Below are 25638 nucleotides of genomic sequence, written 5' to 3'. Positions count from 1 at the left end.
GGCGTCGTGGGCACCGCGACCTTCACCGACGGGACCTTCGCGTTCCCGATCACCGGCGGCAACGTCGACTACTACGGCCCCGACAGCGACGTCCGACCCTACGTCCAGGGCGAGATCGACCACGACGGCTCCGGCATCAGCCTCACCGCCGCCGACGGCACCGTCGTCGAACTCACCGACTTCCGCATCGACCCGGGCGAGAGCAAGCTCTACGGCACCGTGACCGCCAACGGCACCGTCGCCGCCGAGGACGCCTACCTCTTCAACCTCTGGGGCGGCACGCTCAAGCCCATCCAGATGGAAGGCTCCAACGCCGTCCTCGAGGGCACCACCGTCCACATCAGCCCCGACGCCGCGAGCCTGCTGAACCAGACCTTCAAGACCGACGCCGTCCAGGACGAGATGCTCGTCGGCGTCGCGAAGATCACCGTCGCCACCCAGTAACACCCGTCCGGCCGGCTATCGCCGGCCGGGCCCCCACCTGCGCGGCCTGATCCGGTACGTACCGGATCACCCCCGAACCCCGTTTCGAACCACGCACCCGCTTTTTTCCGGGTTCATGGTTCGAAACGGGGTTTTTGGCGTGCCGGGCCCGCTACTCGACCTTCTCGGTCTGCCACTTCTCGGGTGCGCGGTCGCCGTTCGGTCGGACCGGCCGGACGTCGCCCACGATGGGGATCGCCCGCTTTCGCAGCGCCCAGAGGTAGCGCACGAAGAAGTGCGTGAGCGTCGAGAGCCGGTTGCCGTTGCCGAGCAGGCTCGTGATGTGGACGAACACCCAGAGCAGCCAGGCGACGGGGCCGGTCATCGTGAAGCCGTTGGGCAGTTGGACCACGGCGGCGTTCGTGCCGACCGTGGCCATGGTGCCCTTGTCGTGGTACTTGAACGTCGTGAGCTTCTTGCCGGCGAGCAAGCGGACGATCTGCTCGCCGATGTGCTCGCCGCCCTGGATCGCCGGCTGCGCGAGCTGGGCGAGGGCGTCGTCCATGGCGGCGATGTCGCCCGCGGCGAAGATGCAGTCGAGGCCCTTGACCGTGAGGTCGTCGTTGACCTGGATGCGTCCGCCGTCGGTCTGGGGCACTCCCCACGAGGCGACCTCGGCGTGGGCGGCGACCCCGGTGGCCCAGATGACGAGCTCGGCGGGGATGAACTCGCCGTCGGCGGCGACCACACCGTCGGGGCGGACCTCTTCGACACCCGTGTCGAGCCGCAGGTCGACGCCGCGCTTGCGCAGCACCTTGGCGGCGTACTTCCGCAGACGGGGGGAGAACGGCTTGAGCAGTTCGCCGCTGCGGTGGACGAGGGTGATCGTGATGCTCGACGCGTCGATCTCGGGGTAGGCGTCCTTCAGGGCCTGGTCGCGGAGCTCGGCCAGCGCTCCGGCCATCTCGACGCCCGTGGCGCCGCCGCCGACGATGACGACCCGTACCTCACCGCTGCCCTGCGAGGCGGCGGCGTTCTCGAGCTGGGTGAAGAGCTCGTCGCGGATGCGCAGCGCCTGCGACCGTGAGTACATCGAGTAGGCGTACTCGTAGGCACCCTTGGTGCCGAAGTAGCTGGTGTTGACGCCGTTGGCGAGGACGAGGGCGTCGTAGGCGATCTCTTCACCGTCGCGCAGCGTGATGATGCGTTCGTCGGCCCGGACCGTGGTGAGCAGCCCGTGCCGGAACTCGGCGTTCGACTGCTTGGAACGCAGGCTGCGCAGGAAGTAGGTGACGTCGCCCGCGTTGAGGCCGCCGGTGGCGACCTGGTACATGAGGGGCTGGAACATGTTGTAGACGTGGCGGTCGATCAGGGTGATGCGGACGTCGGCGTCTCGCAGGGACCTCATCGCCGCGATGCCGGCGAAGCCGCCGCCGACGATGACGACGTGGGGGCGAGGGTCTGCGGTCATAGGGGGTGCTCCTGCGGTGTCGATCGTGTCGTCGGATCGTCGTCGACCCCGGTTGGCCGGACCCGAGCGGCGAGTCCGCGGCGAGTTTACTCGCCCCGAGGGGACGTGCCTACCGGCGTGATCGGCTCATCCCGCCCCAGCTGAGGGACTTGTCGAGACGCTCACCAGATGTTACGTTCATCGAACTACTCGCTGATCGAGTTGTTCGTCACCCGAGCGACATGTGTCGCCGACGGCACCCCGAACTCGATCGCGGTCACCCGATCCTCCCGGAGACCCCATGACCCCCGTGCCCCGGGCTTCCCTGCCTGCCGAGCCCGCGATCGACCACCCCACCGAGCCGCAGGGGGCCGACGTCGCCGCCGTGCTGATCGCGCTGCAACACCTGCAGTCGCAGATCGCGTTCGTCAACGACCGGTTGGCCAAGCGCATCGGCGTCGGCTCGACCGACTTCCTCGCTCTCGTCCACCTGTCGGTGCAGGGCGACACCCCGCCGAAGAAGGTCGGTGAGGCGCTGGGGCTCTCGTCGGGCGCCATGACGGCCCTGGCCGATCGGCTCGAGGTCGCCGGTCTCGTCACCAGGCTGCAGCACCCGAGCGACCGCCGCAGCTTCGTCCTGTCGCTGACCGCCGAGGGGACGAGGGGGGTCGGCGACGCCGGAGCCACCTACGGTCGAGCCGTCCAGGAGGCGCTGCCCGCGTCTCGCAGGCCCGTCGCCGAGGCGGTCTTCCGCGACCTGGGCACCGCCCTCGGGGTCGCGACGTCGTGACGACGTCCGCCACCGCGCCTCCTCGTCGGAGGGTCGCACGAGACCACGGGCGTCATGCGCTCGGCCCTGTCGCCCACGGACCCGCTAGGGTCGCCTCGTGAGACTCTCGGTGACCTGGACGGCAGGAAACGCGCAGCACGGCATGCAGGTGCACGACGACCGTCTCGTCTACGTCCTTCGCGACACCGCAGGTCGCCCCACGACCCGCGAGATCCCCGTCGACGCGCTCGCCAGTGTCGACTACGCGTCGGTCGGCGACCGGCCCGTTATCACGCTGAACGAGCGCGACGGCACCACGACCTCGTTCCCGTGCCCACGCAAGATCGCCCGGGTGCTCTACCCGGCGATCAAGTGGTTGACCGTCTGAGCCCGTCCGTCACGAGGTCCGCTCCAGGTCGGTGACGTGGGCGTGCCGACGAACGGCGACCTCGCGCCTCCGGGCCTTGACCGCACCGCGGAATCCGACCTCGGCGACGATCGCGCCCCCGATCATCAGCGTGAAGCCCGCGAGACCGGTGGGCAGGCCGAACATCGTCGGGGCGTCCCAGTCGAAGGTGAACGCCAACACGGCCAGACCGATCGCCACGAGGGCGAAACCGGCGACCGACAGGCAGACGCGGCGGGCTCTCGGTGCACTCATCGGGCCAGCGTAGGCAACACCTGCCGTACGGCGACGGCGTTCTCAGGGGACGCGGACCGTTCTGCCGCTCAGTCCTCAGCCAGGTCCACCACGCGATGGGTTCACAGGCAGCAGGATTGCACTTTCGCCGACAGAGTGCAATCATCGTCATCGGCCACGAGGCCCCCGGCGACGTCGCCGATCACGAGAGCGACGAGTCCAGGAGGCACGCGATGGCCACAGCCACCGGCAAGACGGCCCAGCGTCGGCTGCGAACCCGGTTCGAGCTGACCGCCGTGGCCCGGCGTCTGACCGCCGAGCACGGGCTCGCGGGGTTCACGATCGAAGAGCTCTGCGCCTCGGTCGGCATCTCGCGCCGCACGTTCTTCAACCACTTCGCGTCGAAGGACGACGTCGTCGTCGGCATCGCGCTCGACGACGACGACGAGGCGCTCGACGGCTACGCGTCCTCGCGACGCGACCCGCGCCTCCCGCCCCTGTCGACCGTCTTCGACGACCTCGGCGCCCTCGTCGTCGACCGCATCGAGAGCGTCGGACTCACCCGCGGGCAGGCGGCCGACTTCAAGGCCGCCCTCGACCGCGAACCGCGCCTGTTCGGTGCGATGCTGCGGCAGGGCGACGAACAGCGACGCCGCATCGTCGCGGCCGTCGCCGCGCACGAGGGGCTCGCCGAGGGCGATCCGCGCATCGACGTCGCGGTGACCCTGCTGACCGGGCTCGTCCAACGCGCCTTCGAGCTCTTCTTCTTCACCGACGGCAGGCCCGACGAACGGTTCGACACCGTGCTCGGCGACCAGCTCGTGATCGCGCGCGAATTGTTCTCGACCGGTGCCGCGCCTCCTGCACCGACCCTCTCGTCCTCCGACCCCCGTGCCGACCACGACCGAAAGGCGCTGTGACCCAGCCATGACCACCACCACCGCGGCGAAGGCCGACGCGCCCTTCCTCTTGACGAAGAGGCGGATCTGGATCATCTTCGGCGCCCTCATCTCGGGCATGCTGCTGTCGAGCCTCGACCAGACGATCGTGTCGACGGCCATGCCCACCATCGTCGGCGAGCTCGGCGGCGTCGAGCACCAGGCCTGGATCACCACGGCCTACCTGCTCGCCACGACCATCGTCATGCCGATCTACGGCAAGTTCGGCGACGTCCTCGGTCGACGCAACCTGTTCCTCGTCGCGATCGCCATCTTCACCCTCGCCAGCATCGGCTGCGCCTTCGCGACCGACTTCTGGACGTTCGTGGTGTTCCGCGCGATCCAAGGCCTCGGCGGCGGTGGACTCATGATCCTGTCGCAGGCGATCATCGCCGACATCGTGCCCGCCTCCGAGCGGGGCAAGTACCTCGGGCCGCTCGGCGCGGTCTTCGGCCTGTCGGCCATCGGCGGGCCCCTGCTCGGTGGCTTCTTCGTGGACCACCTGACCTGGCAGTGGGCGTTCTACATCAACATCCCCGTCGGCATCTCCGCGTTCGTCATCACCTGGGCCGCCCTGACGCTGCCCAGCAAGAAGGCCACCAAGCGCATCGACGTGCTGGGCGTGGTGCTGTTGTCGGCGGCGACCACCTGCCTGATCTTCTTCACCGAGTTCGGCGGCCAGGACGACCACGGCTGGGGTGCTCCGGAGACCTGGCTGTGGGGCGCCGGCGTCGTGATCGCGGCGTCGCTGTTCGTGCTCGTCGAGTCGCGGGCCGACGACCCGATCATCCCGCTGTCGTTCTTCCGCAACAAGGTGTTCGTGCTCGCCACCGCCGTCGGCTTCGTGCTCGGCATCGGCATGTTCTCGGCCATCGCGTTCGTCCCGACCTTCCTGCAGATGTCGTCGGGCGCCTCGGCCGCGGTCTCGGGCCTCCTGCTGCTGCCGATGATGGTCGGCCTGATCGGCACGTCGATCCTGTCGGGCAACCTGATCACCAAGACCGGCAAGTACAAGGTGTTCCCGGTCGTCGGCACGATCCTCACCGGCATCGCCATGGCGCTCTTCACGACGCTGACCGCCGACACCCCGCTCTGGCTGATCTGCGTGTTCCTGTTCCTCTTCGGCGCCGGCCTCGGCCTGATCATGCAGGTCGTCGTGCTCGTGGTGCAGAACTCGGTCGACGCCCAGAACGTGGGCACCGCGACCAGCACGAACAACTACTTCCGCGAGGTGGGTGCCGCGCTCGGCGTCGCCATCTTCGGTGCGTTGTTCACGAGCCGGCTCACCTCGAACCTGACGGACGTCTTCACGGGGGCCGGGGCTTCGGCCGGTGACGCCTCGCAGGCGACGGCCACGCTCGACCCGGCGACGCTGAACCAGCTGCCCGAGCAGATCCGTCGGCTGGTCGTCGAGGCCTACGCCGACTCGCTCGCCCCGGTGTTCGCCTACCTGATCCCGTTCATCGCGGTGGCGTTCGTGCTGTCGCTCTTCCTGCCCCAGATCACGCTGTCCGACGTCGCCGGCATGGTGTCGCGCGGCGAGGCGCTCTCGGGCGACGAGGCCGAACGGCTCGAAGCGGCCGAGCGCGCCGCACAGGGTCGCGGCGCAGGCCGTGCCGGGCGACGAGGAGCCGGTGCGGCGTCCGAGGCCGCGACCGCCGGGGCGGTGGCCACCGGGGCTCCGGTCGCGCCGCTAGACGCAGTCGACGAGCGGGACGACGCCGACCGCCCGTAGCCGATCCCGAGGGCACCGTCGGGGCGGGGAGCGCGCCGGGTCAGACGGCGGTGGGCCCCGGGGCGGGCAGGGTCGCCGCCGCGGTCGAGGTGCGGGCGGGGGCGGACGCGAGACGCGCCTCCTGGGCGGCGTCCCAGACGACGCCGTCGACGTCGTCCTCGCGCAGGCGGGTGGGGGTGCTGGGGGTGCTCATGGATGTCTCCTCGGGCGGCCCGTCGGGTCGGACGCGTCAGACGATGGTGCGGCACGGTGGGGTCGTGCCGCGGCCCCCAGTTCGCGGGCTGTCGATCGATCACCGTAGCCGACCTGCGACGTCCGTCCCGACCCGCCGGGGCCCTCGTAGGATCATCCGCATGGATGCGCGAGGCCGAGACCGATGATCCACGAGGTCCGACTGGCCGGGCGACGCGTGCGGCTCGACCCGCTCGAGGTCGCCGACGCGGCCGCGCTCTGGCCGTTGACCGACGACGCGCTGTGGGCGGGCATGGTGACGCCGCGACCGGCGGACGTCACGGCCTACGCCGAGCACGTGGAGGCGCAACGTGCGAACCCGACGACCCTCGCCTTCACCGTGCGCGGTGACGACGGCGAGGTACGCGGCACGACGACGCTGTACGACCTCGCGCCGGCGCAGGGGAGGGTCGAGATCGGCAGCACCTGGTACGGCCGGGCCTTCTGGGGCGGAGGGACGAACCCCGCCACGAAGCTGCTGCTGCTCGGCCACGCGTTCGACGCCCTCGGGCTCAACCGGGTGGGGCTGCGGTGCGACGCCCGCAACCTCCGCAGCGCGGCCGCGATCCGCCGGTTGGGTGCGGTGCCCGAGGGCGTGCTGCGGTCACACCGCATCGCCGCCGACGGCACGGTGGGCGACACGGCCTACTTCTCGATCGTGCGCGCCGAGTGGCCCGACGTGCGGGCCGGTCTGGAGGCGCGGCTCGCCTGAGCGGGCGGTCCGCGAGTCCGTCCGGGACGTCAGTCCCAGGTGACCGTCGAGGCGACGCGGAGCGCCTCGAAGAGTTCGTCGGCGACGAGGTGCGTCTCGTTCGACATCAGCGTGATCGGGGCGCCGCCCTCGACGTCGACCATCACCCAGCGACCACCACGGCGGCGACGGCGCTCGTCCACGGGTGTGATCCGCACGTCGCTCAGGGCGGCGGCAGGCCACTCCTCGTCCGTCACCCCACGGAGGCGCGAGATCGGGTCGGGCAGGTAGCGCAACCGGGTCGTCGACAGGGCGACGCGACCGGGGTAGGCCGCGCCTCCCGTCGGCAGGACGCGCTCGGCGAAGGTGCCCCAGAGGAGGCGCTCGCCCTGTTCCACAGGAAGCCGACGCCAGGACGACACGGCGAGGACGCGGCCGACCAGGCCGAGCAGGGCGACGACGTACACGACGACCAGGGCCGCCATGACGTACCAGAGACCGTCCGGACCGTCGTTCTCGTGACGCCAGGACAGCTGCACGACGACGAGCAGGGTCACGAGCCCGTAGCAGCTGAGAGTCCACCACTGGCCTCCCCGCAGCTTCTGCTCCGACCGGCTTCGGGGCGGGTCGAGCACGGTCTTGTCCATGAGGGATTGTCTACACCAGGGGGAGGCGCGTCCATGCCGGTGCCGCCGGTGCCGCGGGAGTTGCCGGCCGGTACCGTGGCGACATGTCCGACGAGACCTGGGTCGTGTTCGACGACGAGCCGAAGCAGCGGGTGCTGGTCCGGGCCATGCGGGTGTTCCTGCCCGCGAGCGTGATCTTCGGGACCGCCGGCGCGTTCTTCTCGCGAGGGGGCCAGTCGCTCGTCGACTCGTTCGGCCCGATCGCCGTCCCGGTCTCGTTCGTGTTCTGGGCGACCGCCGCCGCGGTCGGGTGGAACGTCGTCCTGTGGCTCAACGAGCCCTTCGCGATCGACCTCGCCGGTCGACGACTCCGCATCCGCCACCGCGTCGTACCGTTCGACCAGATCGAGCGGGCCGAGCTCGTGGGGCTGAGCGACGGCGACCGGGCCGGCCTGCTGCTGAAGATCGGCCGTCGACGGGGGCCGACGGCGTCCGTCCTGCTGCGCGAGCGCTCGACGCCCGTGCTCGACGACCACCGACGCGACCTGCTGATCGAGGTGATCCGCGCCTCCTCGATCGCCCGTCCGGTGAGCCCCCACGACCCCACCGGGAAGTTCGGGCGGTTCACCTTCCCGGGGACGCTCGACAAAGCAGGAGCCGAGCAGGTCGTCCGCGACCCGCCGGCGCCCGGCGAACCCGCACCCTGACGTCGTCCGGCAGTGCGGCCGGTGCGACCGTGCCCGGGGTCTCGTAGGGGACGGGATCGACGTCGACGTCGAACCCCGGGGCGTCGGCCGACACGCCCGGTTCCGTCCCCGGAGCCGATCCAGCCTCTCGACCGTGCCGACCGTGCCGACCGTGCCGACCGTGCCGTCTGCAGTCGACCGACCGGGCCTCGTCATGATGAGACCGTGATCGAGTTGTCCATCGGCGGCCCGTGAGCGGGTACGCCGTCGGACAGCGAGATGTCACGACGTGCCGCTCAGCTCTGGACGTGAGCGGCGAGTCGTGACATCTCGATCCGGGCCGGCACCGTGCCTCATGCAGTCTCCGCACTTTCTTCGCACCCCCCGTTCGCGTGCTGGACAGGGGGGTCTTGTTTTGCTGTCGAGGCGGGCGTACGGTCCGACCGGGTGGCAACGACGCCACCGGAGACGAGAAGATCATGCACAGACGGATGAGGACAGTGATCGCGGCGGGGGTCGCGGCGAGCGTCGTGGGGGCGGTCCTGCCGGCCCTCGCGGCACAGGCGGCCGCCGGGGGCACGGCCGCCGTGGCGACGAGCGACCGACCGGACTTCGGGCCGAACGTGACCGTGTACGACCCGAGCGTGCCGGCCTCGACGATCCAGGCCGACATCGACGCGGCCTTCGACGCGCAGCTGCGCAACCCCACGGCGCAGTTCGGAGACCAGCGTCACGCCTTCCTGTTCGAGCCCGGCACCTACGGCCGGGTCTTCGCGAACCTGGGCTTCTACACGGCGCTCCAGGGGCTCGGCAAGAACCCCGACGACGTCACGATCCAGGGCGCCGTCAACGTCGACTCGGGCTGGAACTACGGCGACGAGAAGAACGCGACGCAGAACTTCTGGCGGTCGGTCGAGAACCTGGCCGTCGAGCCCGAGTCGGGCGTCGACCGGTGGGCCGTGTCGCAGGCGGCCCCCATGCGCCGCGTCCACATCAAGGGCGACCTGACCATGGGGCCGTCGAACCAAGATGGAGGCCAGGGCTACTCGTCGGGCGGCTACATCGCCGACAGCAAGGTCGACGGCACCGTCACCTCGGGGTCGCAGCAGCAGTGGTACACCCGGGACTCGACCCTCGGGTCGTGGCAGGGCGGCAACTGGAACATGACCTTCTCGGGCGTGCAGGGCGCGCCGGCGAACGACTTCTCGAAGAGCTACACGACCCTCGCCACGACCCCGGTCACGCGCGAGAAGCCGTACCTCTACGTCGACGACGCGGGTGACTACCACGTGTTCGTCCCCGCGCTGCAGCGGGACTCGGCCGGGGTCACCTGGCCCGACACGGCCGGCACCGACCTGCCGATGCGCGACTTCTACGTCGCCCACCCGGGCGACTCGGCCGCGACCCTGAACGGTGCGCTGGCGCAGGGGCTGAACCTGTTCTTCACGCCGGGCACCTACCCGCTCGACCAGGCCATCGAGGTCACCCGCGCCGACACCGTCGTCACCGGCATCGGGTTCCCGACGCTCGTGCCGACCAGCGGCGACGCCGTGCTGACCACGGCCGACGTGGCCGGGGTGAACGTCTCGGGCCTCGTCGTCGACGCCGGCACGCAGAACAGCGACCAGCTGATGCGACTGGGCACCACGGGTTCGCACGTCGACCACGCGGCGAACCCGCAGAGCGTGCAGGACGTGTACTTCCGTGTCGGTTCGAGCATCCAGGGCAACGCGACGACCACGCTCCAGGTGAACGGCGACGACACGATCGTCGACCACATCTGGGCCTGGCGCGCCGACCACGGCGGCGCTCCCACCGGCTGGACGGTCAACCGCGGCGCGACCGGCGTCGAGGTGAACGGTGACGACGTGATCGCCACCGGCCTGTTCGTCGAGCATTACCAGCAGTACCAGGTGGTGTGGAACGGTGAACGCGGTCGCACGATCTTCTTCCAGAACGAACTGCCGTACGACGTGCCCGACAACGCGTCGTGGCAGAGCCCGACCGGCGAGGGCTGGGCGGCGTACAAGGTCGCCGACGGTGTGACCAGCCACGAGATCTGGGGCGGCGGCGTCTACTCGTTCTTCAACGCCAACCCGCAGGTGCGCCTGGCCCAGGCGTTCGAGGTGCCCCGGACGTCGGGGGTCACGGCGCACGGCGTCTTCACGGTCTCGTTGGGTGACGTCGGCACGATCTCGAGCGTCATCAACGGCGTGGGCGGCTCGGTGCCGACCCCCGCCGGCAACACCGTGCCGAGTCGGGTGGTGACGTACCCGTGACCGGACGCCTCAGCACGACGAATCGACGCACGACGACGAGCGGAGACACGATGAGAAAGCACCAGCACCTGACGCGACGCACCCTGACCGGTGTCGGCCTGGCCGCCGCCGCAGCACTCGCCGCGACGACGGTCGCCGCGGCACCGGCTCCGGCCTCGGCCGAGACCTCGGCCCAGCAGGCGATCGTCTGGTCGCAAGAGTTCGACGGCGGCGCCGGCAGCGCCCCCGACCCCTCGGTCTGGAACCTCGAGACGGGAGGGGGCGGTTGGGGCAACGGCGAGCTGCAGAACTACACGAGCTCACGCTCGAACTCGGCCCTCGACGGCAACGGCAACCTCGTGATCACCGCGAAGCGCGAGGGCGACGGGTCGTACACGTCGGCCCGGCTGACCACGCAGAACAAGTACACGGCGCAGTACGGCCGGGTCGAGGCACGCATCCAGATCCCGCGGGGCCAGGGCATCTGGCCGGCGTTCTGGATGCTCGGCGCCGACCTGCCGACGAACGCCTGGCCGAGCGCGGGCGAGATCGACATCATGGAGAACGTCGGCTTCGAGCCGCACCGCGTGCACGGCACCGTGCACGGCCCCGGTTACTCGGGTGGTGAGGGGCTGACCAGCACGTACCAGCACCCGCAGGGCTGGTCGTTCGCCGACGACTTCCACACCTTCGCCGTCGACTGGGCCCCCGGCTCGATCACCTGGTCGGTCGACGGGCAGGTCTACCACCAGGTCACGCCGGCCAGCACCGGTGGCGACCCGTGGGTCTTCGACAAGCCGTTCTTCATCATCCTCAACGTGGCGGTCGGAGGTGCGTGGCCCGGCTACCCCGACGGCAGCACCCAGCTGCCGCAGCAGATGAAGGTCGACTACGTGCGGGTCTACCGGTAGGCGGGCCGGGCCGGGCCGGGCCCGGCCGCCCGAGATGGCACGACTTGCCGCTCACCTTCAGAGGTGAGCGGCAAGTCGTGCCATCTCGGCGACTTCTCGGGGTCTCGGTGGCTTAGCGCGAACCGGGGGCGCCGCCGGCGGTGGGTGTGGTGCCCGTGTCGACGCGCACGGTCAGCGCCAGCGCGTAGCCCGAGGTCGCGTCGCCCGTCACCGTCGGCAGCTGCAGCGCCCCGCTGTCGTCGCTGAAGACGTTGTCGTCCGCGAGGCTGACTCGCCCGAGGTTCGCGGTCGAGCCGTCGTAGTCCGAGAGCGCGTAGACGGTGCGGCAGACGTCCTCGGGCAGGGCGAGCTGTGAGGTGGCGATCGCGTTCGTCGCATCGGTGATCGACCCCACGTCGGGGTAGACCTCGAAGTGGATGTGCGGCCACCGGCCCGAGTAGCAGGCCGGGAAGACCGACGAGAAGGTCACGGTGCCGGTCGCGTCGGCGACCTGCACGCCGCGCAGGTAGGTCTCGTCGGTGATGCCGTCCGAGTACATCGAGTAGCCGCCGGCCGCGTCGCAGTGCCAGACGTAGACGGCCACGTCCGCGAAGGGCACGTCGCCGTTCGCCATGTCGAGCACCGTCATGCTCAGCGTGATCGGCACCCCCGCCGCGGTGGTGCCGCCGTCGAGGCTCGACCGGATGTCGCTGCGCACGATGCCCGACCGCTCGAGCACGTCGGCCCCGTTCGACCCGTCGCCCGGGTAGGGACCGGCCGTCTCGTCGGGGATCTCGCCCGCGGGCAGCGTGCTGGCCGTGCCCGCGGGGGCGCTCGGGCTCGGCGTCGCCGTGGCGGTCGAGGAGGTGCCGGTCCCGTCCGCCCCCGTGGCCGACGTGCAGGCGGCGAGCACGACGCTGCCCGCGCCGAGACCGATCAGGCCCAGCACGCTGCGGCGCGAGACCAGCGTCCGCAGGTCGAATGCGACGCCCTGGTCGACGACCTCGTCGTCGACGCGGTCGAGCAGCCGACCCTCGTAGGCGGGGCCGTCGGGCGTGCGGTCGGGTTCGGGGATGCGGGTGGGACGGGGGTCGGTCATGGTCACGCTCTCGGCTCGGGGCTGGTCGCCTCGGATGGGATCGCCGCCAGCCTGACGCCCGTCCCGATGACCCGACCCTGCGCCTCCGATGAACCGCCCATGAAGGAGGCCGCGAGACCCCAGGAACTCGCCGAGACACCCGCGCGCGCGGGAGGGTCGTGGCGAAGGAGCGGGTCTCGCCGTCTGACCCTCGTGAGCCGAGATGTCACGACATGCCGCGTCCCGCGGGGAGTGAGCGGCACGTCGTGACATCTCGGTCGGAGACGAGAGAGGGGCACGGCCGCGGAAGAGTCCGCAGCCGTGCCCCAGATGCCGATGTTGTCGCATGAGCTTCACGGGCAGGGATGCAAGCAACACCGGCCAATGAAGACGCAAGAAAACGCCTTCGACTCCCGGAACGTTACGCGCCCACGAGGGATCGTGTTCTCAGCGTCACGGCACCGCTCCCGTGCGGCGTCGACGGCGTCTCGTGGGGTGGCGGACACCTGGCCGTTCGGGAGCCAGGTGCCCGCCGATGCGCAGCCCCGTCGGGTGGGGCTGCTCGCGTCCACGAGATCAACGGGTGAGACCTCGAGGGCGCAAGTCGTGCGGCCTGATCAGCGAGGTCTGGGCTGAGATAGCTGTGGCGCGGCGGACGGCTCGTGGAGCCGGTCCGACCTGTACGAGAAAGATAAGGGGATCACGGCGAGGTTGTCCAGAGGATCGCTGGACCCCTTGACGTGGCCCCCGTCGAGGGGGGTGGCTGGTGGCGCGGTGTTCAGGCCGAGTTCTTGTCGCCGGCCGAGCGGGACATGCCACCCGCTTCGCCCCGCGGGCCCTCGTGCCGGCGCTCGGACTCGGCCTGGGCGCGGACACCGGCCCCATGATCCGTGGCGTCGAGTCGTGCGGCGATCGCTCGGTCGCGGCGTCCGCGCCGGCCGATGGTGACGGCGGCCACGACGCCGACGGCGACCAGCAGGCAGAGGACGACGACGGTGCCGACTTCCACGACGTTCACGCTCCGGCCGTGGTGTCGGCCCGGCCCGGTCCTCGATGGTCGCTCACGATGTCCCCTTCGTCAGCGGGCAGGGCTCCGCCCACCCGTGGTTCGCCCGGACGCCTGCGCGTCCAGATCTTGCCTGCACCCTATGACACCGACCGGTACGCGGCCGGCTCGCCGGCTGCCGGCGCGAGGTCCGAGGCGCCCGGCACGTCGACCAGCGCGGCCATCAGGACACGGGCCCACGCGGCGTAGAAATGGGTGTGGCGGCGGCGCTGGCCGGTGGGGCGTCCGAGATCGTCGGCGAGCTCGCGCGGGTACTCGACGGCCGTCACCGTCGGGTACCCGCCGACGACCCGACGGGTGCGCCGGTTCAGCAGGCTCGACCGGCGGCCGGCTGCGACCCGCGCCGGGCGACTCAGGCTGCCGACGTGCCCGAGGGGCGGGACCTCGGCCACCGCGACGAGTGCGTGCTCGGGCAGCAGGGCGACCAGCAGGTCGAGCGTGCGGCGCAGCTGACGCTCCCACACCACCACCGGCAGCAGGCGGCGAGCGTCCGTCACCCCGATCAGCAGGACGACGAGGTCGGTGTCGACCAGTTCGGCGGCACGGTCGGCCAGCACGGCGGGGCCGTCCGCGAGTCGGTCGGAGGGGAAGGCGCTGAGCGACCAGTCGCATCCGCGCCCCGTCGTCCGACGGTGCTCACGGGCGAGGAACCCGGCGATGCCGAGCTCGTTCGTCAGCACGCCGAGATTCGTCTCGCCGCGCTCGCCCAGCACGGCGATGCGCTGGGGCGAGCGCCCGGACGTCTGCCCGCCCGGGCGGTCCGTCGGGAAGAGCGCGCCGGTCTCGTCGGCCCGCCGCCACGTGAACTCGACCGAGTGGGCCGCGCCGGCGGTGGCCTGGAGGAGACGAGAGTGCAGGGACGGAACGGACATGGGGCGACCTCGTGGATCGTTCGTGAAGCGGGGACGCGCGGTGAGCGCGTCGGTCGTCAGCGGGGCCCGGGCTGCGCCTGAAGCCTAGGCCCGCATCGGCGCTGGTAGTGACCAGCGCGGGACCTCCGCGACCCGCGCCTCCTATGCGACGGGGTCGGGGGCCGCGTCCGCCTCGAAGCGGACGGCGAGCACGGTGACGTCGTCCTCCGGGTGGGCGCCCCGACCCAGCCGTTCGACCTGGGCGACGAGGTCGTCGGGATCGGCGTGCGCGAGGACGCACGCCGCCATCTCGTCGAGGTCGTCGCCGAACAGATCGAGCACCCCGTCGCTGACGGTGACCAGGACGTCACCCGGCCGGAGCGAGGTCTCGTGGGTCGTCCAGGTCGCGCCCACGCCGATCGGCAGGTCGGTGCCGCGCAGCCATTCGAGGCCGCCGCCGTGGCGGACGACCATGGCGAGGCCGTGGCCGGCGTCGACCCAGTGCACGGTGCCGTCGGTGTCGACGTGCGCGTGGAAGCACGTGGTGAACTGCTCGGACGTCGAGCCGTCGCCTCCCGTGTCGACGCCGATCGCGGCCCGGCCGACGGCCTCGGACGGTGAACCGGTTCGTGTCGTCGCCCGGAGCACCGAGCGGACGACGGCCGCGATCATGCCGGCCCCGACGCCTTTGCCCATCACGTCGCCGAGGGTGAACGCCGCCCCGTTCGCGGTCGGGAACCAGTCGTAGAAGTCGCCCCCGACCGAGCGGGTCGGCAGGCACACCCCGCGGACGGTGAAGCGCGACGGCATGCCGGCGAGGGACGTCGGCAGCAGCGAGCGCTGGACGAGTGCGGCCTGACCGATCTCGTCCTCGGCCACCCGGCGCAGCTCCTGCACGTGTCGCAGGCGGATCGCGGCCTGGCGGGCGAGCTCGTTGGTGACCCAGGCGACCGCGGCGAAGACCAGCAGCACGAAGCCGAGGCGGACCATCTCGGTGGCGCCCGGGTCGGCGTCGGTCAGGACCATCGGCACGAGGAAGGTGCCCGCCGTCCCGATCAGCGGGTAGACGACGTTCCGACGTCCCGGCCGGGCGGCGATCCAGATCACCGGGAGCAGCACCGCCGCCAGGAACGGCGACCGAGCGTCGCCCGTCCCGAAGCGCAGCAGGCCGATCGCCACGAAGTCGAGTGCGGGGACCAGCAGCTCGAGCCGGGCCAGGTCCGGCCGCAGCAGCAGAAGCGCGGTGAAGGCCAGGCCCAGGAAGGCGAGGGCGATCCCCGCCCACATGCTGACGGCGTCCGTGATGGTCACGCCGGGGAGGACGAGGCTGCACACCGCCGCCACGCCGGCGACGGCGGCGACGACGGCCTGGTTCGTCAGGGGGGCCGCGCGCGTCCCGGTGAGGACGAGCGTCGGACGCACGCTGTCGCCGGGGCCGGTCGGCGTCGATGTCGACCGGAGCAGGACGGAGGTCATGGCCGGACGATACCGACCGGTCGCCTCGGCGGACAGCGCCCGTTCGTGGGTCACGGACGCCGGCGTCGGGGGGTAACCCCCGCCGGAGTCCGTGGGCGGGCGTCATGTCCCGGCACCGGGGCCGGCGGCGAGGATCGATGACATGAACGACACGACTCCCTCGACCGGCGCGACCCGCGCCTCCTCATCCGTCCCGTCCACCCGTCCCGCCGACCCGACCCGAGGAGGCGCGGGCCCGGTCGCCCGCGTCAGCCACGTCACGAAGTCCTTCGGCCAGGGCGACGGCCGCGTCGATGCGCTGCGCGACGTCTCGCTCGACCTGCAGGCCGGCCAGTTCACCGCCGTCATGGGCCCCAGCGGTTCGGGCAAGTCGACCCTGATGCACATCACCGCGGGCCTCGACTCGGCCACCTCGGGCCGGGTGCTGCTCGGCGACACCGACATCACCGGCCTCGACGACACGCAGCTGACCCTGCTGCGTCGCCGCCGCATCGGCTTCGTGTTCCAGGCCTTCAACCTCGTGCCGACCCTCGACGTGTCGGCCAACATCGAGCTGCCGTTCCGGCTCGACGGGCGCCGCGCCACCACCGACGAGCGGGAGTGGATCGACTGGCTCGTCGCGACGCTCGGCCTCGGTGCCCGGCTGACCCACCGCCCGCACCAGCTCTCGGGTGGACAGCAGCAGCGCGTCGCGATCGCCCGCGCCCTGGCCACGAGGCCCGACCTGATCTTCGCCGACGAGCCCACCGGCAACCTCGATTCGAAGGCCGGCCGTGACGTGCTCGACGTGCTGCGCACCGCCTCGACCGACCACGGCCAGAGCATCGCGATGGTGACCCACGACCCGGTCGCGGCGAGCTACGCCGACCGCGTGGTGTTCCTCGCCGACGGCCGCGTCGTGCACGAGATCGGCCGCAGCAGCGCGGCCGACATCTCGGGCGTCATGCTCGACCTGGAGCGTGTCGCGTGAGCGCCCGCGACCAGCTGCTGGAGCACCGTCCCAGCATCCTCGTGGCCGCCCTGGGCACGACGTTCGGCGTCGGCCTGCTGGGCGTGACGCGCGTGTTCGAGCAGGTCATCGCCACCGACCCTGCGGTCGCCACGAGTGGCACCGTCTCGACCATGCTCGGCTTCGTCGCCTCGGTCTTCGTGGGCCTCGCGCTCTACGTCGGCGCGATCGTCACGGCGAACACCTTCACCACCGTCGTCGCCGGCCGCACGCCCACCATCGCCCTGATGCGGTTGCTCGGCTCGTCGGCGCGCGACCAGCGTCGGGCCGTCGCCCGCGAGGGGCTGGTGGTCGGCGTCGCCGGTGCCGTGCTCGGGACGATCGTCGGCCTCGCGCTCGTCGTCGTCGCCGTGAGGGTGCTCGTCGGGCGTGGTCAGCTGCCCGACCTCGCGTACTCGTACGTCTCGGCGGGTGGTCTCGTCCCGGCCGTCGCGGTCGTGCTGACCACGGTCGCCGCGGCCTGGGTCGGTTCGCGCCGCGTCCTGCAGGTGACGCCGCTCCAGGCGACCGACGCCGCGCAGGACGCACCCTTGTCGGGCCGGAGCCGCCGCGTCGTGCGGACGGTGTTCGCCGCCCTCCTCGTCGTCGGCGGCGGCCTGCTGCTCGTCATCGGGGTCGTCGTGGGTCTGGCGGACGCGATGGGCGTGCTGGTCGCGTTCTTCGGTGGCGTGCTGTCGTTCACCGGGGTCGTCGTCGGCGCCCACTCGCTGATGCCCACCGTGCTGAACGGCGTCGGGCGACTCTTCGGCACGAGCCAGGTGGCACGCCTCGCCGCCGAGAACGCCGTGCGCCAGCCCGAGCGCAGCACGCGGGCGACGATCGGCATCGTGATCGGCGTGACCCTCGTCACCACGCTCTCGGTCGCCCTCGAGACGCTGCGCTCCTTCATCTACTCGATCGAGCAGGACTCGCCGTACGCCGCCGAGCTCGACCAGTTCTTCACGACGACGCTGCTGATCGTCGCCGCCCTCGTCGGCTTCTCGGCCGTCATCGCCGCCGTCGGCATGGTCAACGACATGTCGCTGAGCGTCCTGCAACGGAGGCGCGAGCTGGGTCTGCTGCGCGCGATCGGCTCGACCGCGGGTCAGGTGCGCCGCATGATCCTGCTCGAGGCGACGCAGATGGCGCTGACGGCGATCGTCGTCGGGGTCGTGCTCGGCGTCGTCTACGGCTGGGCCGGAGCCCAGTCGCTGCTCGGGTCGGCCAACGGGGGCCTGATCGCGCCCGCGCTGCCCGTGCCGCTGCTCGTCGGACTGGCCGTGACGGCCGCCGTGCTGGCCGGGGTCGCCGCCCTCGTCCCGGCGCGGCGTGCCACGTCGGTCACCCCGGTCGAGGCCCTCGCCACCCGCTGATCGGGGTTCTCCGACCGTCTACGGGTTCATCCGCGGGTCGTCGGTGGGGTCGCGGAACATCGGCGGGCAGCCCTGCTCGACGGCCTCGGGACGCAGCTCGTAGTGCCACGACTCGTTCTCGTAGATCTGGCAGAGGCCGTACGCGGCACCGTGCTCCGAGAACCACGAGGTGGCGTCCCACGAGCCGACGTCGACCGCGTCGCCCTGCACGTGCGCCGACGTCTCGGGGGTCGCCACCCAGCGAGCCGCCTCGGTCCGCGAGCCGTACTGCTCCACCGCGTCGTCCAGCAACTGCTCCTGGTAGGCCGACGACCGCCAGCCCCCGTTGACGACGACCACGACGCCGTCGGCGGTCGCGTCCGCCGTGGCGCGCCGCACGGCGTCCAGGAGGCGCGGGTCGAGTCCCGAGACGGCCGGCACGTCCTCGTCGAATGGCGAGGTCCCGGGCGGGACGACGCCGCCCGCCTCGCCTGTCGCGTCGTCTCGACCGGGTGCGGCACCGACCGCGGCGGTGCCGAGGAGCCGGCCCGCGCCTCCTGGTCCGCCCGTCGTCGCGGCGCGTGAGACGGCGACGGCCACGGCCAGGAGGACGACCAGGGAGAACGCGACCGCGCCGGCCACGACGGCCAGCACGACGGCGGGTCGCCGTCGCTGCCGGGCGGGGACGGGACGCGGGTGCACGGGAAGCGTGGGGGGCGACGTGTCGAGGTTTCGCATGCCCCCAGTCGACGAGGTCGTCCGTCGCAGGAGCGTATGCGTTTCCCGATACGCGGACGATACGGTCCGCCTCCTAGCATCGAGGGGTGCGTGTGTTGATCGTCGAGGACGAGCCCCTGCTGGCCGAGGCGATCCGCGACGGCCTGCGTCTCGCGGCGATCGCCTCCGACGTCGCGGGGGACGGCGACACCGCGCTCGAGTTGCTGGGCCTGAACGAGTACGACGTCGCCGTGCTCGACCGTGACGTGCCCGGCCCCTCGGGCGACGCGATCGCCGAGCACCTCGTCGCGACCGGCAGCGGCACGCCGATCCTGATGCTGACGGCCGCCGACCGACTCGACGACAAGGCCTCGGGGTTCGAGGCGGGGGCGGACGACTACCTCACCAAGCCGTTCGACCTGCGCGAACTGGTGCTGCGGCTCCGCGCGCTCGACCGGCGTCGGGTGCGCCACCGGCCTCCGGTCACCGAGCTCGCGGGCCTGCGCGTCGACCCGTTCCGACGCGAGGTGCACCGGGACGGCCGCTACGTGGCGCTCACCCGCAAGCAGTTCGCCGTGCTCGAGGTGCTCGTGGGCGCGGACGGCGGTGTGGTCAGCGCCGAGCAGCTGCTCGAGCGGGCCTGGGACGAGAACGCCGATCCCTTCACCAACGCCGTCCGCATCACGGTCTCGGCGCTGCGCAAGCGGCTCGGCGAACCCTGGGTGATCGCGACGGTGCCCGGCGTCGGCTACCGCATCGAGACCGCCCCTGTCGGGTCCGACCCCGTCGAGGAGGCGCGGGGTCGTGGGTAGGACGTCCGGGCCCGGCGTCCGCCTGCGTCTGGCGCTCAGCTACGCCGCGGTCGTCGTGGTGACCGGGGTGCTGCTGATCGGCGTGGTGTGGCTCTTCTTGTTGCGTTACGTCCCGCAGGAGTCGCTCTCGGCCGTCTCGGTCGGCTTCGTGCCGAACCGGGGCGACCTGGTGCGGGCGTTCGTCCCGCGGGCCGTCGGCGCGCTGGTCGTGCTGCTCGTGGTGGGGTCGCTGGGCGGCTGGCTGCTCGCGGGGCGCCTGCTCGCACCTCTCGACCGGATGACCGAGGCGGCGCGACGGGCGGCCGACGGGTCGCTGTCGCACCGGATCGCCCTGCCCGGTCGGGCCGACGAGTTCCGTGAGCTCGCCGACGCGTTCGACACGATGCTCGAGCGGCTCGAGAGCCACGTCGCGGCCCACCGACGGTTCGCGGCGAACGCCTCGCACGAGCTGCGGACGCCCCTCGCCATCTCGCGGACCCTGCTCGACGTCGCGCACGACGATCCGTCGTCCGACCCGAGGGTGCTGATCGGTCGCCTGCGTGAGGTCAACGACCGCGCCGTCGATCTGACCGAGGCGTTGCTCGTGTTGAGCCGGGCCGACCAGCGGTCGTTCGACCGCGCGCCCGTCGACCTGTCGCTGCTCGCGGACGAGGCCGTCGAGGTGCTCTCGCCGCTCGCCGACGCGCGTGGGGTCGCCGTCGAGGTCGGGGGCGAGGTCACGACGACGGTCGGGTCGGCCGCCCTGCTGCGTCAGCTGGTCACGAACCTCGTGCACAACGGCATGGTGCACAACGTGCCCGCGGGGACTGCCCGGGAGGCGGGTGACGTCGGGTCGCTGGCGGGCCGACCGGCGGCGTGGGTGTCCGTCGTCACGGCTCCGCGCGGCGGCGGGGCAGTCCTCGTCGTCGAGAACTCGGGCCCCGTCGTCGCGTCCGACGTCGTCGCGACCCTGATCGAGCCGTTCCACCGCGGCGACGCGCGGGTGCGCGGCGACCACCCGGGCACCGGACTCGGCCTGGCGATCGTCGACGCGATCGTCCGCGCCCACGACGGGACGCTCGAGGTGCGGGCCCGGGTCGAGGGCGGTCTGCGGGTCAGCGTCGAGCTGCCCGCCCGGTCGGGCTGCCGGGCCGCTCCGGCTGACGGACCGCTCCGGCTGACGGGCAGCTGAGCCTGGGGGTGACCGGTCCGCTCCGGCCTCAGTCGAAGGTGTCCGGGTCCGCTGCCGGGCAGGTGGCCTCGACGTGTTCCAGGTCGGCATCCGACAGCCCTCGGCTCGATTTCGAGCCCGCGCTCGGGTACCAGCCCTGGTGGGGCCACGCCGTCGCGAACTCCTCGCGGGTCATGCCCGGTTCGGTCGAGGGGGCGCCGAGCGCCTCGAAGCACGGCAGCTGGAACATGGTCAGGTAGTCGAACAACCAGGCGGCCTGTTCGACGGTCAGCGTCTCCGTGACGGCAACCGGGTACATGACGTCGCACCGGTAGGCGGCCAGCTCGGCCCATTCGGGCGGCGGCCCGCCGTCGGGCATCTCGTACGAGTAGCCCTGCGAGGTCGAGCCGTCCTCGCCCACCCCGACGTCGTCGACCACGGGCAGCCCGGCGTCGCGCAGGCACGAGACGACCGGAGCGAGGTCGCCGCCCGCGAGCTCGTGGACCAGGGCGACCTCGGGTCGGACCGCGTCCGGGAACCGTTGCGTGACCTGTTCCCATCGCTGGTCGGTGGCCTCTTGCCGTAGCTCGGCGAGGCGGGCCGGGTCGGGTGGTCCCGACGTAGGAGGCGCGCCGAGCGCGTCGAGGACGGCCTGCCGATCCGGCACCCCGGCTGCGCTCGTCGCCGTGCTGCTCGCGGTCGGCGGGCCACCCCCCTCGCCGGTGGCCCCGGCGCACCCCGTCAGCAGCAGTGCGAGTGCCGCCGCGGCGACCCCCGTCGTCAGTCTCCCCATGGGCCACATCATATGAGGACTTCTCGATCTGGAGGGGTGCGGGCCGGCACGTCATTCGGGGCCACGAACGTGGCGGGGGTGTGCTGTTCCGGGTGGTGTCCGATGGGCGGTCGTTCATCGGGACACTCATTCGAGCCCGTTGCGGCCAGCCGAGGTCAAGTGGGGCCTGGCCTGCGGATTCGCGTATGCCTGTCCCGCAAAAATGCCCGGTGATGGGGGTGTAAACGCTACAGTCGTCGGATGCTCATCGGATACGCCCGCGTCTCAACGTCCGGACAAGATCTCGCAGCACAACGCGACGGTCTTGCAGCACTGGGTGTTGACGATCAACACGTGCACGTTGACCACGGGCTATCGGGGACGACGCGAGTCCGGCCGGGCCTCCGCGAAGCTCTCGCTGCCTGCCGTGCCGGCGACGTCCTGGTGGTCACAAAGCTCGACCGCCTCGCCCGGTCGCTGCGCGATGCGACCGACATCGCGGATGAGCTGACGAAGAAGGGAGTCGCCTTGAACCTCGGGGGAGCGGTCTACGACCCCACCGACCCGGTCGGCCGGCTCCTGTTCAACGTCCTCGGCATGGTCGCCGAGTTTGAGGCCGACCTCATCCGTGCCCGCACCCGCGAGGGCATGGCAATCGCGAAGGCCGCGGGCAAGCTCCGCGGCCGCAAGCCCAAGCTCACTGCGTCGCAGGAGAAACACCTTGTGCAGCTGCACCGCACCGGCGCCCACACGACAAGCGACATCGCCGAGCTGTTCGGGGTTGCCCGCTCGACTGTGTACCGGGCTGTCCACCGAGCGGAGCAATGAATGGCCTTCTGGGTGTCACGCGACCGCGGCAAGCGACGTCGAGAGCCACGAGGCCGTCACGAAGCCGAAGTCCTCGCTGGCGATGAGCGGGCTAGACGGCGACGGACTCGAGCCGATGCGGAGGCCCCGGACTGGTGGCCTCGGTCCCTGCTGTGGCTCTGGAGATGGTTCGCCCGGCCTGTTCTGCGTTTCTTGGAAGCTGTGGTGGGGAATCTCTAGGAGGCATGTAGGCGTCCGCTAGTCCGTCGGTCATCGGTGATCGGTCGACCGCGAGGAAACGCTGGCAAACGTTGGCTGGTAGTGCTCTTGGGCAGCCCGGTGCGACTGTCCATGACAACATTCGTTCATGCGGCTCTGGCCTAAGCGCTCTCGGATCACACCTCCGCGCGAGGAGGTCGATCCTAGGGTTCCGAGGCTTGTGGACTGGGATCAGCACGGCATCGTCGGCACGATTGGCTCTGGACCTGCTGCAGGAACGACCGTGGTAGCCCACAGCTATAGGACAGAGACGGGTGGCCTCGACTTCTACGAGCTGGAGTTCTGGGACGGCCCCGACCAGGTCTTCGATGCGGCCGGCCGGTTCGTCATGAGCGATTGGGTCACCGACAGTCGAGTGCCCGGCGATGAGGGTGGCCTCATCGACGCGCTGACTCGTGGGGTCGATGTCACCTGGTGGACCGACCGGGAACGGATCGACGCGTTTTGGTCGACGCACTGGGACCCGCGTTAGGGACTCGCCTGACCAGCTTCAGCGTCTTTCTAGCCGATCGATAGCCGGGCGTGGCCAGCTTGTGTGCTGGCTTTGCTGTTGGTCAACAGAGGGTTGTGCGAGCGGACGGCTGCGCTCAGGTGGCCGATGAGTCGGACCAGACGGCCTTGGCGCCGGAGTCGCCGATGCGCACGGTCGTGACGATCCCGCCGATGCTCGCGCCGACGACCAGCACCGTCAGCACGGCGCCGACACCGAGTCTCGTCCCGTGCCGGAGGGTCGGCCGTGGGCGACGCGCGTCTGGTGTCAGAACCCAGTGCTGCCAGGCCCACTGCGCGACGGCGACGACGAATACCGCGATGGCCCAGGGCAGCAGGGTGTCACCGAGCTGCGTGTGGGTCTCGAGCAGTGCGCTGTGACCGACCCGCGCCTCCAGCGACTCGCCGGAGGACGTGGCGAGGGGGACGGCGACAAGCGAGACGAGGGCGACGAGCGGGGTGATGACACCCAGCCGCCGACGGAGGCCGGGCCAGAACGCCCCGACGAGGATCAGCAGCGAGGCCGTCGGGAACGCGACGGTGACGAGGTGGACGATGAGGGGGTGTACGGGGAGGCCGTTGATCTGCCAGTCCATTGGGTCTTCTTTCTCGAGGAGGCGCGGGCGGAGGGAGTCAGGCGTGTAGCGCGGGTCGCGCCGGTCGCCGTACCGTGAGGACGACGACGAGGGCCGCGATCGCGGCGAGGAACACCACGCTGGTGACGGTCGCCCCGAGGCCGAGCCCGCCGTCCGCGACCGGCTGCGACAGGAAGTCCCCGACGGAGGCGCCGAGCGGGCGGGTGAGGACGTACGCCGCCCAGAAGGCGAGCACCGACCCGACGCCGGTGAAGCGGTGCGCCAGGGCGACGACCGCGATCGCGGCGGCGAAGAGCAGCGCCGAGGGCAGGTAGCCGAGCGCGAGCTGCTCGCCGAGCAGGTCGCCGACCGCGGTGCCGAGCGCGAACGTCATCAGCACGGCGGCCCAGTAGAAGGCCTCGCGACGCGGGGTCGTGACCTCGTGGATCGAGAGGGTGCCCTCGACGCGGTGCCAGACGACGAAGACGGCGGCCAGCGCGACCGCGAAGACCGCCGTCGACACCCACAGGCTGACCCCGAGCGAGTCGGTCAGCGTGTCGGTGAGGAGCGTGCCGACGACGCTGATCAGCACTACGGCGAGCCAGTAGACGACGGGCACGTAGGCCCGCGCCCGGAACTGCACGACGAGGGCCACGACGAGCAGGGCCGCCATCACGACGCTCGTCACGGTCAGCCCGAGTCCGAGGCCGTCGGCGAGGAAGTCGGCGAACGTCTCGCCGACGGTGGTGCACAGCACCTTGATCACCCAGAACGCGAGGGTGATCTCGGGGACCTTGCTCAGCAGGGCCCGGCGTCCCGAGGCCGTAGCCCCGGTCGGAACAGCACGTGTCGTCATGCGACGACGGTCGGGGGTCGCCTCCCAGAAAGCCCCCAGAGGCCGAGACGAGGAGGCGCACCGCCCGAGACGAGGAGGCGCGGGTCGGCCCGCCAGGGCGTCTGAGCGGTTTCTGGGACGGCCGGGCGGAGCCTGCGTGCATGACCGTCCTGCACCGTCCGCCCTCGCCGGCGCTCCCTCGCGGCCGCACCGCGCCTCCTCTGTTCCCGGTTGTCCGCTCCGTCGTCCACGACCGGGCGTGGGCGGCCTGGGGCGCGACCGGTGTCGCCGGCGTCGTCGTCGCGGGGCTGCTGATCACCTCGGGCGCAGGCAGCGTGGGCGAGGTCGACCTCGACTTCGTCCAGCACGCGAGCCGCGCGCACGTGCCGGCACTCGACGAGGCCGCGCTGCTCGTCGACCGGATGCTCGGGCCGCAGCTCGGTGCAGCCCTCGTGCTGCTGCTGGTCGTGGCGGTGTGGGTCGTGAACCGCCGAGCGGCTGCGGCGCTCACGGTCCTCGGAATTGCGACCGGTCCGTGGGCCGCGGCCGAGCTGGTCAAGCTCGTCGTGCAACGCGACCGGCCCGACCCTGGGCTCCTCGTCGACCCTCTGATCGTCGAGCCGCACTCGTTCTCGTTCCCCAGCGGGCACACGGCCCTGGCGACCGGACTCGCGCTGGCACTCGTACTGCTCGTCTGGGGGAGGCGCTGGACGCCGGTCGTGGTCGGGGCCTCCGCCCTCGCCGTGGCCGTCGTCGGGCTGTCGCGCGTCTGGGTGGGCGTGCACTACCCGAGCGACACGCTCGCCTCTGTCGTGCTCGGCTGCTCGGTGGTGGCGCTGGCCCTGCCGCCGTGGCTGCGCCTCCTCGACCGGGTCCAGCGGCGCTCGGGGACTGGCCACCCCATCGGACCGTCTGCGCCGAACTCCATCCCGACCATCGACCAAGGACGGACCCGGGCGTGAGCATCCTCGACCCCCAGACCCTCCTCGCCGGCATGGGCCCGTGGGCCCTCGGCGGCCTGTCGCTGATGATCTTCGTCGAGTCGGGCCTGCTG

27 protein-coding genes and 1 pseudogene are annotated in these 25638 nt (G+C 71.5%); 16 read left to right on the top strand and 12 right to left on the bottom strand.

Annotation, left to right across the window (positions count from 1 at the left end; translation table 11 throughout):
- A pseudogene (locus EDF50_RS17050) lies at positions 1-444 on the top strand (hypothetical protein); the annotation flags it as partial.
- Positions 445-595: 151 nt separating this feature from the next.
- Here EDF50_RS17050 and EDF50_RS00450 read toward each other — a convergent pair.
- Positions 596-1894, bottom strand: coding sequence for an NAD(P)/FAD-dependent oxidoreductase (locus EDF50_RS00450; protein WP_123517367.1), 1299 nt, complete (start codon positions 1892-1894; stop codon positions 596-598).
- Between the two features lie 280 nt (positions 1895-2174).
- Here EDF50_RS00450 and EDF50_RS00445 point away from each other — a divergent pair, with 280 nt between their 5' ends.
- The gene (locus EDF50_RS00445; RefSeq protein ID WP_123517366.1) at positions 2175-2663 is read left to right on the top strand and encodes a MarR family winged helix-turn-helix transcriptional regulator; all 489 of its coding nucleotides are present in this window, start codon (positions 2175-2177) and stop codon (positions 2661-2663) included.
- Between the two features lie 97 nt (positions 2664-2760).
- Entirely contained in the window at positions 2761-3030 is a 270-nt protein-coding gene (locus EDF50_RS00440; RefSeq protein WP_148076723.1) for a hypothetical protein, read from the top strand.
- Positions 3031-3039: 9 nt separating this feature from the next.
- On the opposite strand, the gene EDF50_RS00435 is transcribed toward EDF50_RS00440, so the two are convergent.
- Positions 3040-3303 carry a hypothetical protein gene (locus EDF50_RS00435; protein ID WP_123517362.1) on the bottom strand — a complete coding sequence of 88 codons (264 nt, stop codon included), beginning with the start codon at positions 3301-3303 and terminating at the stop codon, positions 3040-3042.
- A gap of 212 nt (positions 3304-3515) precedes the next feature.
- On the opposite strand from EDF50_RS00435, the gene EDF50_RS00430 reads away from it, so the two are divergent.
- Entirely contained in the window at positions 3516-4202 is a 687-nt protein-coding gene (locus EDF50_RS00430) for a TetR/AcrR family transcriptional regulator (RefSeq protein WP_158612596.1), read from the top strand.
- 7 nt (positions 4203-4209) lie between these two features.
- Positions 4210-5955 carry an MDR family MFS transporter gene (locus EDF50_RS00425; protein WP_123517359.1) on the top strand — a complete coding sequence of 582 codons (1746 nt, stop codon included), beginning with the start codon at positions 4210-4212 and terminating at the stop codon, positions 5953-5955.
- Between the two features lie 40 nt (positions 5956-5995).
- Here the strand turns inward: EDF50_RS00425 and EDF50_RS16515 are convergent, their stop codons facing one another.
- On the bottom strand, positions 5996-6148 hold the full coding sequence (locus EDF50_RS16515; protein WP_158612595.1) for a hypothetical protein: 153 nt from the start codon (positions 6146-6148) through the stop codon (positions 5996-5998).
- 183 nt (positions 6149-6331) lie between these two features.
- On the opposite strand from EDF50_RS16515, the gene EDF50_RS00420 reads away from it, so the two are divergent.
- Positions 6332-6898, top strand: a complete 567-nt coding sequence (locus tag EDF50_RS00420; protein WP_123517358.1) for a GNAT family N-acetyltransferase — start codon at positions 6332-6334, stop codon at positions 6896-6898.
- A gap of 29 nt (positions 6899-6927) precedes the next feature.
- On the opposite strand, the gene EDF50_RS00415 is transcribed toward EDF50_RS00420, so the two are convergent.
- Positions 6928-7524, bottom strand: coding sequence for a hypothetical protein (locus EDF50_RS00415; RefSeq protein ID WP_123517356.1), 597 nt, complete (start codon positions 7522-7524; stop codon positions 6928-6930).
- A gap of 83 nt (positions 7525-7607) precedes the next feature.
- Here EDF50_RS00415 and EDF50_RS00410 point away from each other — a divergent pair, with 83 nt between their 5' ends.
- From EDF50_RS00410 to EDF50_RS00400, 3 genes are all read left to right on the top strand, one after another.
- A complete protein-coding gene (locus EDF50_RS00410; protein ID WP_123517354.1) occupies positions 7608-8210 on the top strand; it encodes a hypothetical protein in 603 nt (200 codons plus the stop codon).
- Positions 8211-8680: 470 nt separating this feature from the next.
- On the top strand, positions 8681-10468 hold the full coding sequence (locus EDF50_RS00405; RefSeq protein WP_123517353.1) for a hypothetical protein: 1788 nt from the start codon (positions 8681-8683) through the stop codon (positions 10466-10468).
- A 50-nt stretch (positions 10469-10518) separates the two neighbouring features.
- Positions 10519-11358: a family 16 glycosylhydrolase gene (locus tag EDF50_RS00400; protein ID WP_123517372.1), complete on the top strand. Its 840-nt coding sequence runs from the start codon at positions 10519-10521 to the stop codon at positions 11356-11358.
- Between the two features lie 112 nt (positions 11359-11470).
- Here EDF50_RS00400 and EDF50_RS00395 read toward each other — a convergent pair whose 3' ends face one another.
- The 4 genes from EDF50_RS00395 to EDF50_RS00380 all read right to left on the bottom strand — a co-directional run bounded on the left by EDF50_RS00395 (position 11471) and on the right by EDF50_RS00380 (position 15808).
- Entirely contained in the window at positions 11471-12436 is a 966-nt protein-coding gene (locus EDF50_RS00395) for an intradiol ring-cleavage dioxygenase (protein WP_123517370.1), read from the bottom strand.
- Between the two features lie 757 nt (positions 12437-13193).
- On the bottom strand, positions 13194-13424 hold the full coding sequence (locus EDF50_RS00390) for a hypothetical protein (protein WP_148076722.1): 231 nt from the start codon (positions 13422-13424) through the stop codon (positions 13194-13196).
- A 137-nt stretch (positions 13425-13561) separates the two neighbouring features.
- The gene (locus EDF50_RS00385; RefSeq protein ID WP_123517350.1) at positions 13562-14353 is read right to left on the bottom strand and encodes a hypothetical protein; all 792 of its coding nucleotides are present in this window, start codon (positions 14351-14353) and stop codon (positions 13562-13564) included.
- A 141-nt stretch (positions 14354-14494) separates the two neighbouring features.
- Complete coding sequence (locus EDF50_RS00380) at positions 14495-15808, bottom strand: PP2C family protein-serine/threonine phosphatase (protein ID WP_148076721.1); 1314 nt, start codon at positions 15806-15808, stop codon at positions 14495-14497.
- Between the two features lie 142 nt (positions 15809-15950).
- Here EDF50_RS00380 and EDF50_RS00375 point away from each other — a divergent pair, with 142 nt between their 5' ends.
- Together EDF50_RS00375 and EDF50_RS00370 are read left to right on the top strand one after the other, a co-directional pair.
- Complete coding sequence (locus EDF50_RS00375; RefSeq protein ID WP_123517346.1) at positions 15951-16778, top strand: ABC transporter ATP-binding protein; 828 nt, start codon at positions 15951-15953, stop codon at positions 16776-16778.
- The gene (locus EDF50_RS00370; RefSeq protein ID WP_123517345.1) at positions 16775-18169 is read left to right on the top strand and encodes an ABC transporter permease; all 1395 of its coding nucleotides are present in this window, start codon (positions 16775-16777) and stop codon (positions 18167-18169) included. Before EDF50_RS00375 ends, EDF50_RS00370 begins: the two co-directional genes overlap by 4 nt.
- A gap of 18 nt (positions 18170-18187) precedes the next feature.
- Here the strand turns inward: EDF50_RS00370 and EDF50_RS00365 are convergent, their stop codons facing one another.
- On the bottom strand, positions 18188-18886 hold the full coding sequence (locus EDF50_RS00365) for a M15 family metallopeptidase (RefSeq protein ID WP_123517343.1): 699 nt from the start codon (positions 18884-18886) through the stop codon (positions 18188-18190).
- A gap of 86 nt (positions 18887-18972) precedes the next feature.
- On the opposite strand from EDF50_RS00365, the gene EDF50_RS00360 reads away from it, so the two are divergent.
- The gene (locus EDF50_RS00360) at positions 18973-19677 is read left to right on the top strand and encodes a response regulator transcription factor (RefSeq protein ID WP_123517341.1); all 705 of its coding nucleotides are present in this window, start codon (positions 18973-18975) and stop codon (positions 19675-19677) included.
- Positions 19670-20848 (top strand): HAMP domain-containing sensor histidine kinase, encoded by a 1179-nt coding sequence (locus EDF50_RS00355; protein ID WP_123517339.1) that lies wholly within the window; start codon positions 19670-19672, stop codon positions 20846-20848. The genes EDF50_RS00360 and EDF50_RS00355 overlap by 8 nt, the downstream gene beginning before the upstream one ends.
- A gap of 28 nt (positions 20849-20876) precedes the next feature.
- Here EDF50_RS00355 and EDF50_RS00350 read toward each other — a convergent pair whose 3' ends face one another.
- The gene (locus EDF50_RS00350) at positions 20877-21620 is read right to left on the bottom strand and encodes a hypothetical protein (RefSeq protein WP_123517338.1); all 744 of its coding nucleotides are present in this window, start codon (positions 21618-21620) and stop codon (positions 20877-20879) included.
- A 240-nt stretch (positions 21621-21860) separates the two neighbouring features.
- On the opposite strand from EDF50_RS00350, the gene EDF50_RS00345 reads away from it, so the two are divergent.
- Together EDF50_RS00345 and EDF50_RS00340 are read left to right on the top strand one after the other, a co-directional pair.
- Positions 21861-22427, top strand: coding sequence for a recombinase family protein (locus EDF50_RS00345; RefSeq protein WP_123517336.1), 567 nt, complete (start codon positions 21861-21863; stop codon positions 22425-22427).
- 418 nt (positions 22428-22845) lie between these two features.
- Positions 22846-23157: a hypothetical protein gene (locus EDF50_RS00340; protein WP_148076720.1), complete on the top strand. Its 312-nt coding sequence runs from the start codon at positions 22846-22848 to the stop codon at positions 23155-23157.
- 115 nt (positions 23158-23272) lie between these two features.
- Here the strand turns inward: EDF50_RS00340 and EDF50_RS00335 are convergent, their stop codons facing one another.
- Together EDF50_RS00335 and EDF50_RS00330 are read right to left on the bottom strand one after the other, a co-directional pair.
- Positions 23273-23770, bottom strand: a complete 498-nt coding sequence (locus EDF50_RS00335; protein WP_123517333.1) for a DUF2231 domain-containing protein — start codon at positions 23768-23770, stop codon at positions 23273-23275.
- Positions 23771-23807: 37 nt separating this feature from the next.
- Positions 23808-24605, bottom strand: a complete 798-nt coding sequence (locus tag EDF50_RS00330) for a hypothetical protein (protein ID WP_123517331.1) — start codon at positions 24603-24605, stop codon at positions 23808-23810.
- Positions 24606-24745: 140 nt separating this feature from the next.
- Here EDF50_RS00330 and EDF50_RS00325 point away from each other — a divergent pair, with 140 nt between their 5' ends.
- Entirely contained in the window at positions 24746-25546 is an 801-nt protein-coding gene (locus tag EDF50_RS00325; protein WP_123517330.1) for a phosphatase PAP2 family protein, read from the top strand.
- Positions 25547-25638: the final 92 nt, after the last annotated feature.

The organism is Frigoribacterium sp. PhB24 (assembly GCF_003755185.1).
Taxonomy (GTDB): domain Bacteria; phylum Actinomycetota; class Actinomycetes; order Actinomycetales; family Microbacteriaceae; genus Frigoribacterium.
Note: the sequence above shows the minus strand (reverse complement) of the source record. Positions and strands in the feature narration are given on the sequence as shown.

Excerpts from the sequence above, each read along its gene's own strand:
- EDF50_RS00345 (WP_123517336.1), top strand. The coding sequence starts at position 21,861 with ATGCTCATCGGATACGCCCGCGTCTCAACGTCCGGACAAGATCTCGCA.
- EDF50_RS00375 (WP_123517346.1), top strand. The coding sequence starts at position 15,951 with ATGAACGACACGACTCCCTCGACCGGCGCGACCCGCGCCTCCTCATCC.
- EDF50_RS00365 (WP_123517343.1), bottom strand. The coding sequence starts at position 18,886 with ATGCGAAACCTCGACACGTCGCCCCCCACGCTTCCCGTGCACCCGCGT.
- EDF50_RS00405 (WP_123517353.1), top strand. The coding sequence starts at position 8,681 with ATGAGGACAGTGATCGCGGCGGGGGTCGCGGCGAGCGTCGTGGGGGCG.
- EDF50_RS00410 (WP_123517354.1), top strand. The coding sequence starts at position 7,608 with ATGTCCGACGAGACCTGGGTCGTGTTCGACGACGAGCCGAAGCAGCGG.
- EDF50_RS16515 (WP_158612595.1), bottom strand. The coding sequence starts at position 6,148 with ATGAGCACCCCCAGCACCCCCACCCGCCTGCGCGAGGACGACGTCGAC.
- EDF50_RS00350 (WP_123517338.1), bottom strand. The coding sequence starts at position 21,620 with ATGGGGAGACTGACGACGGGGGTCGCCGCGGCGGCACTCGCACTGCTG.
- EDF50_RS00385 (WP_123517350.1), bottom strand. The coding sequence starts at position 14,353 with ATGTCCGTTCCGTCCCTGCACTCTCGTCTCCTCCAGGCCACCGCCGGC.
- EDF50_RS00450 (WP_123517367.1), bottom strand. The coding sequence starts at position 1,894 with ATGACCGCAGACCCTCGCCCCCACGTCGTCATCGTCGGCGGCGGCTTC.
- EDF50_RS00420 (WP_123517358.1), top strand. The coding sequence starts at position 6,332 with ATGATCCACGAGGTCCGACTGGCCGGGCGACGCGTGCGGCTCGACCCG.
- EDF50_RS00400 (WP_123517372.1), top strand. The coding sequence starts at position 10,519 with ATGAGAAAGCACCAGCACCTGACGCGACGCACCCTGACCGGTGTCGGC.
- EDF50_RS00395 (WP_123517370.1), bottom strand. The coding sequence starts at position 12,436 with ATGACCGACCCCCGTCCCACCCGCATCCCCGAACCCGACCGCACGCCC.
- EDF50_RS00325 (WP_123517330.1), top strand. The coding sequence starts at position 24,746 with ATGACCGTCCTGCACCGTCCGCCCTCGCCGGCGCTCCCTCGCGGCCGC.
- EDF50_RS00335 (WP_123517333.1), bottom strand. The coding sequence starts at position 23,770 with ATGGACTGGCAGATCAACGGCCTCCCCGTACACCCCCTCATCGTCCAC.
- EDF50_RS00330 (WP_123517331.1), bottom strand. The coding sequence starts at position 24,605 with ATGACGACACGTGCTGTTCCGACCGGGGCTACGGCCTCGGGACGCCGG.
- EDF50_RS00380 (WP_148076721.1), bottom strand. The coding sequence starts at position 15,808 with ATGACCTCCGTCCTGCTCCGGTCGACATCGACGCCGACCGGCCCCGGC.
- EDF50_RS00445 (WP_123517366.1), top strand. The coding sequence starts at position 2,175 with ATGACCCCCGTGCCCCGGGCTTCCCTGCCTGCCGAGCCCGCGATCGAC.
- EDF50_RS00435 (WP_123517362.1), bottom strand. The coding sequence starts at position 3,303 with ATGAGTGCACCGAGAGCCCGCCGCGTCTGCCTGTCGGTCGCCGGTTTC.
- EDF50_RS00425 (WP_123517359.1), top strand. The coding sequence starts at position 4,210 with ATGACCACCACCACCGCGGCGAAGGCCGACGCGCCCTTCCTCTTGACG.
- EDF50_RS00415 (WP_123517356.1), bottom strand. The coding sequence starts at position 7,524 with ATGGACAAGACCGTGCTCGACCCGCCCCGAAGCCGGTCGGAGCAGAAG.
- EDF50_RS00430 (WP_158612596.1), top strand. The coding sequence starts at position 3,516 with ATGGCCACAGCCACCGGCAAGACGGCCCAGCGTCGGCTGCGAACCCGG.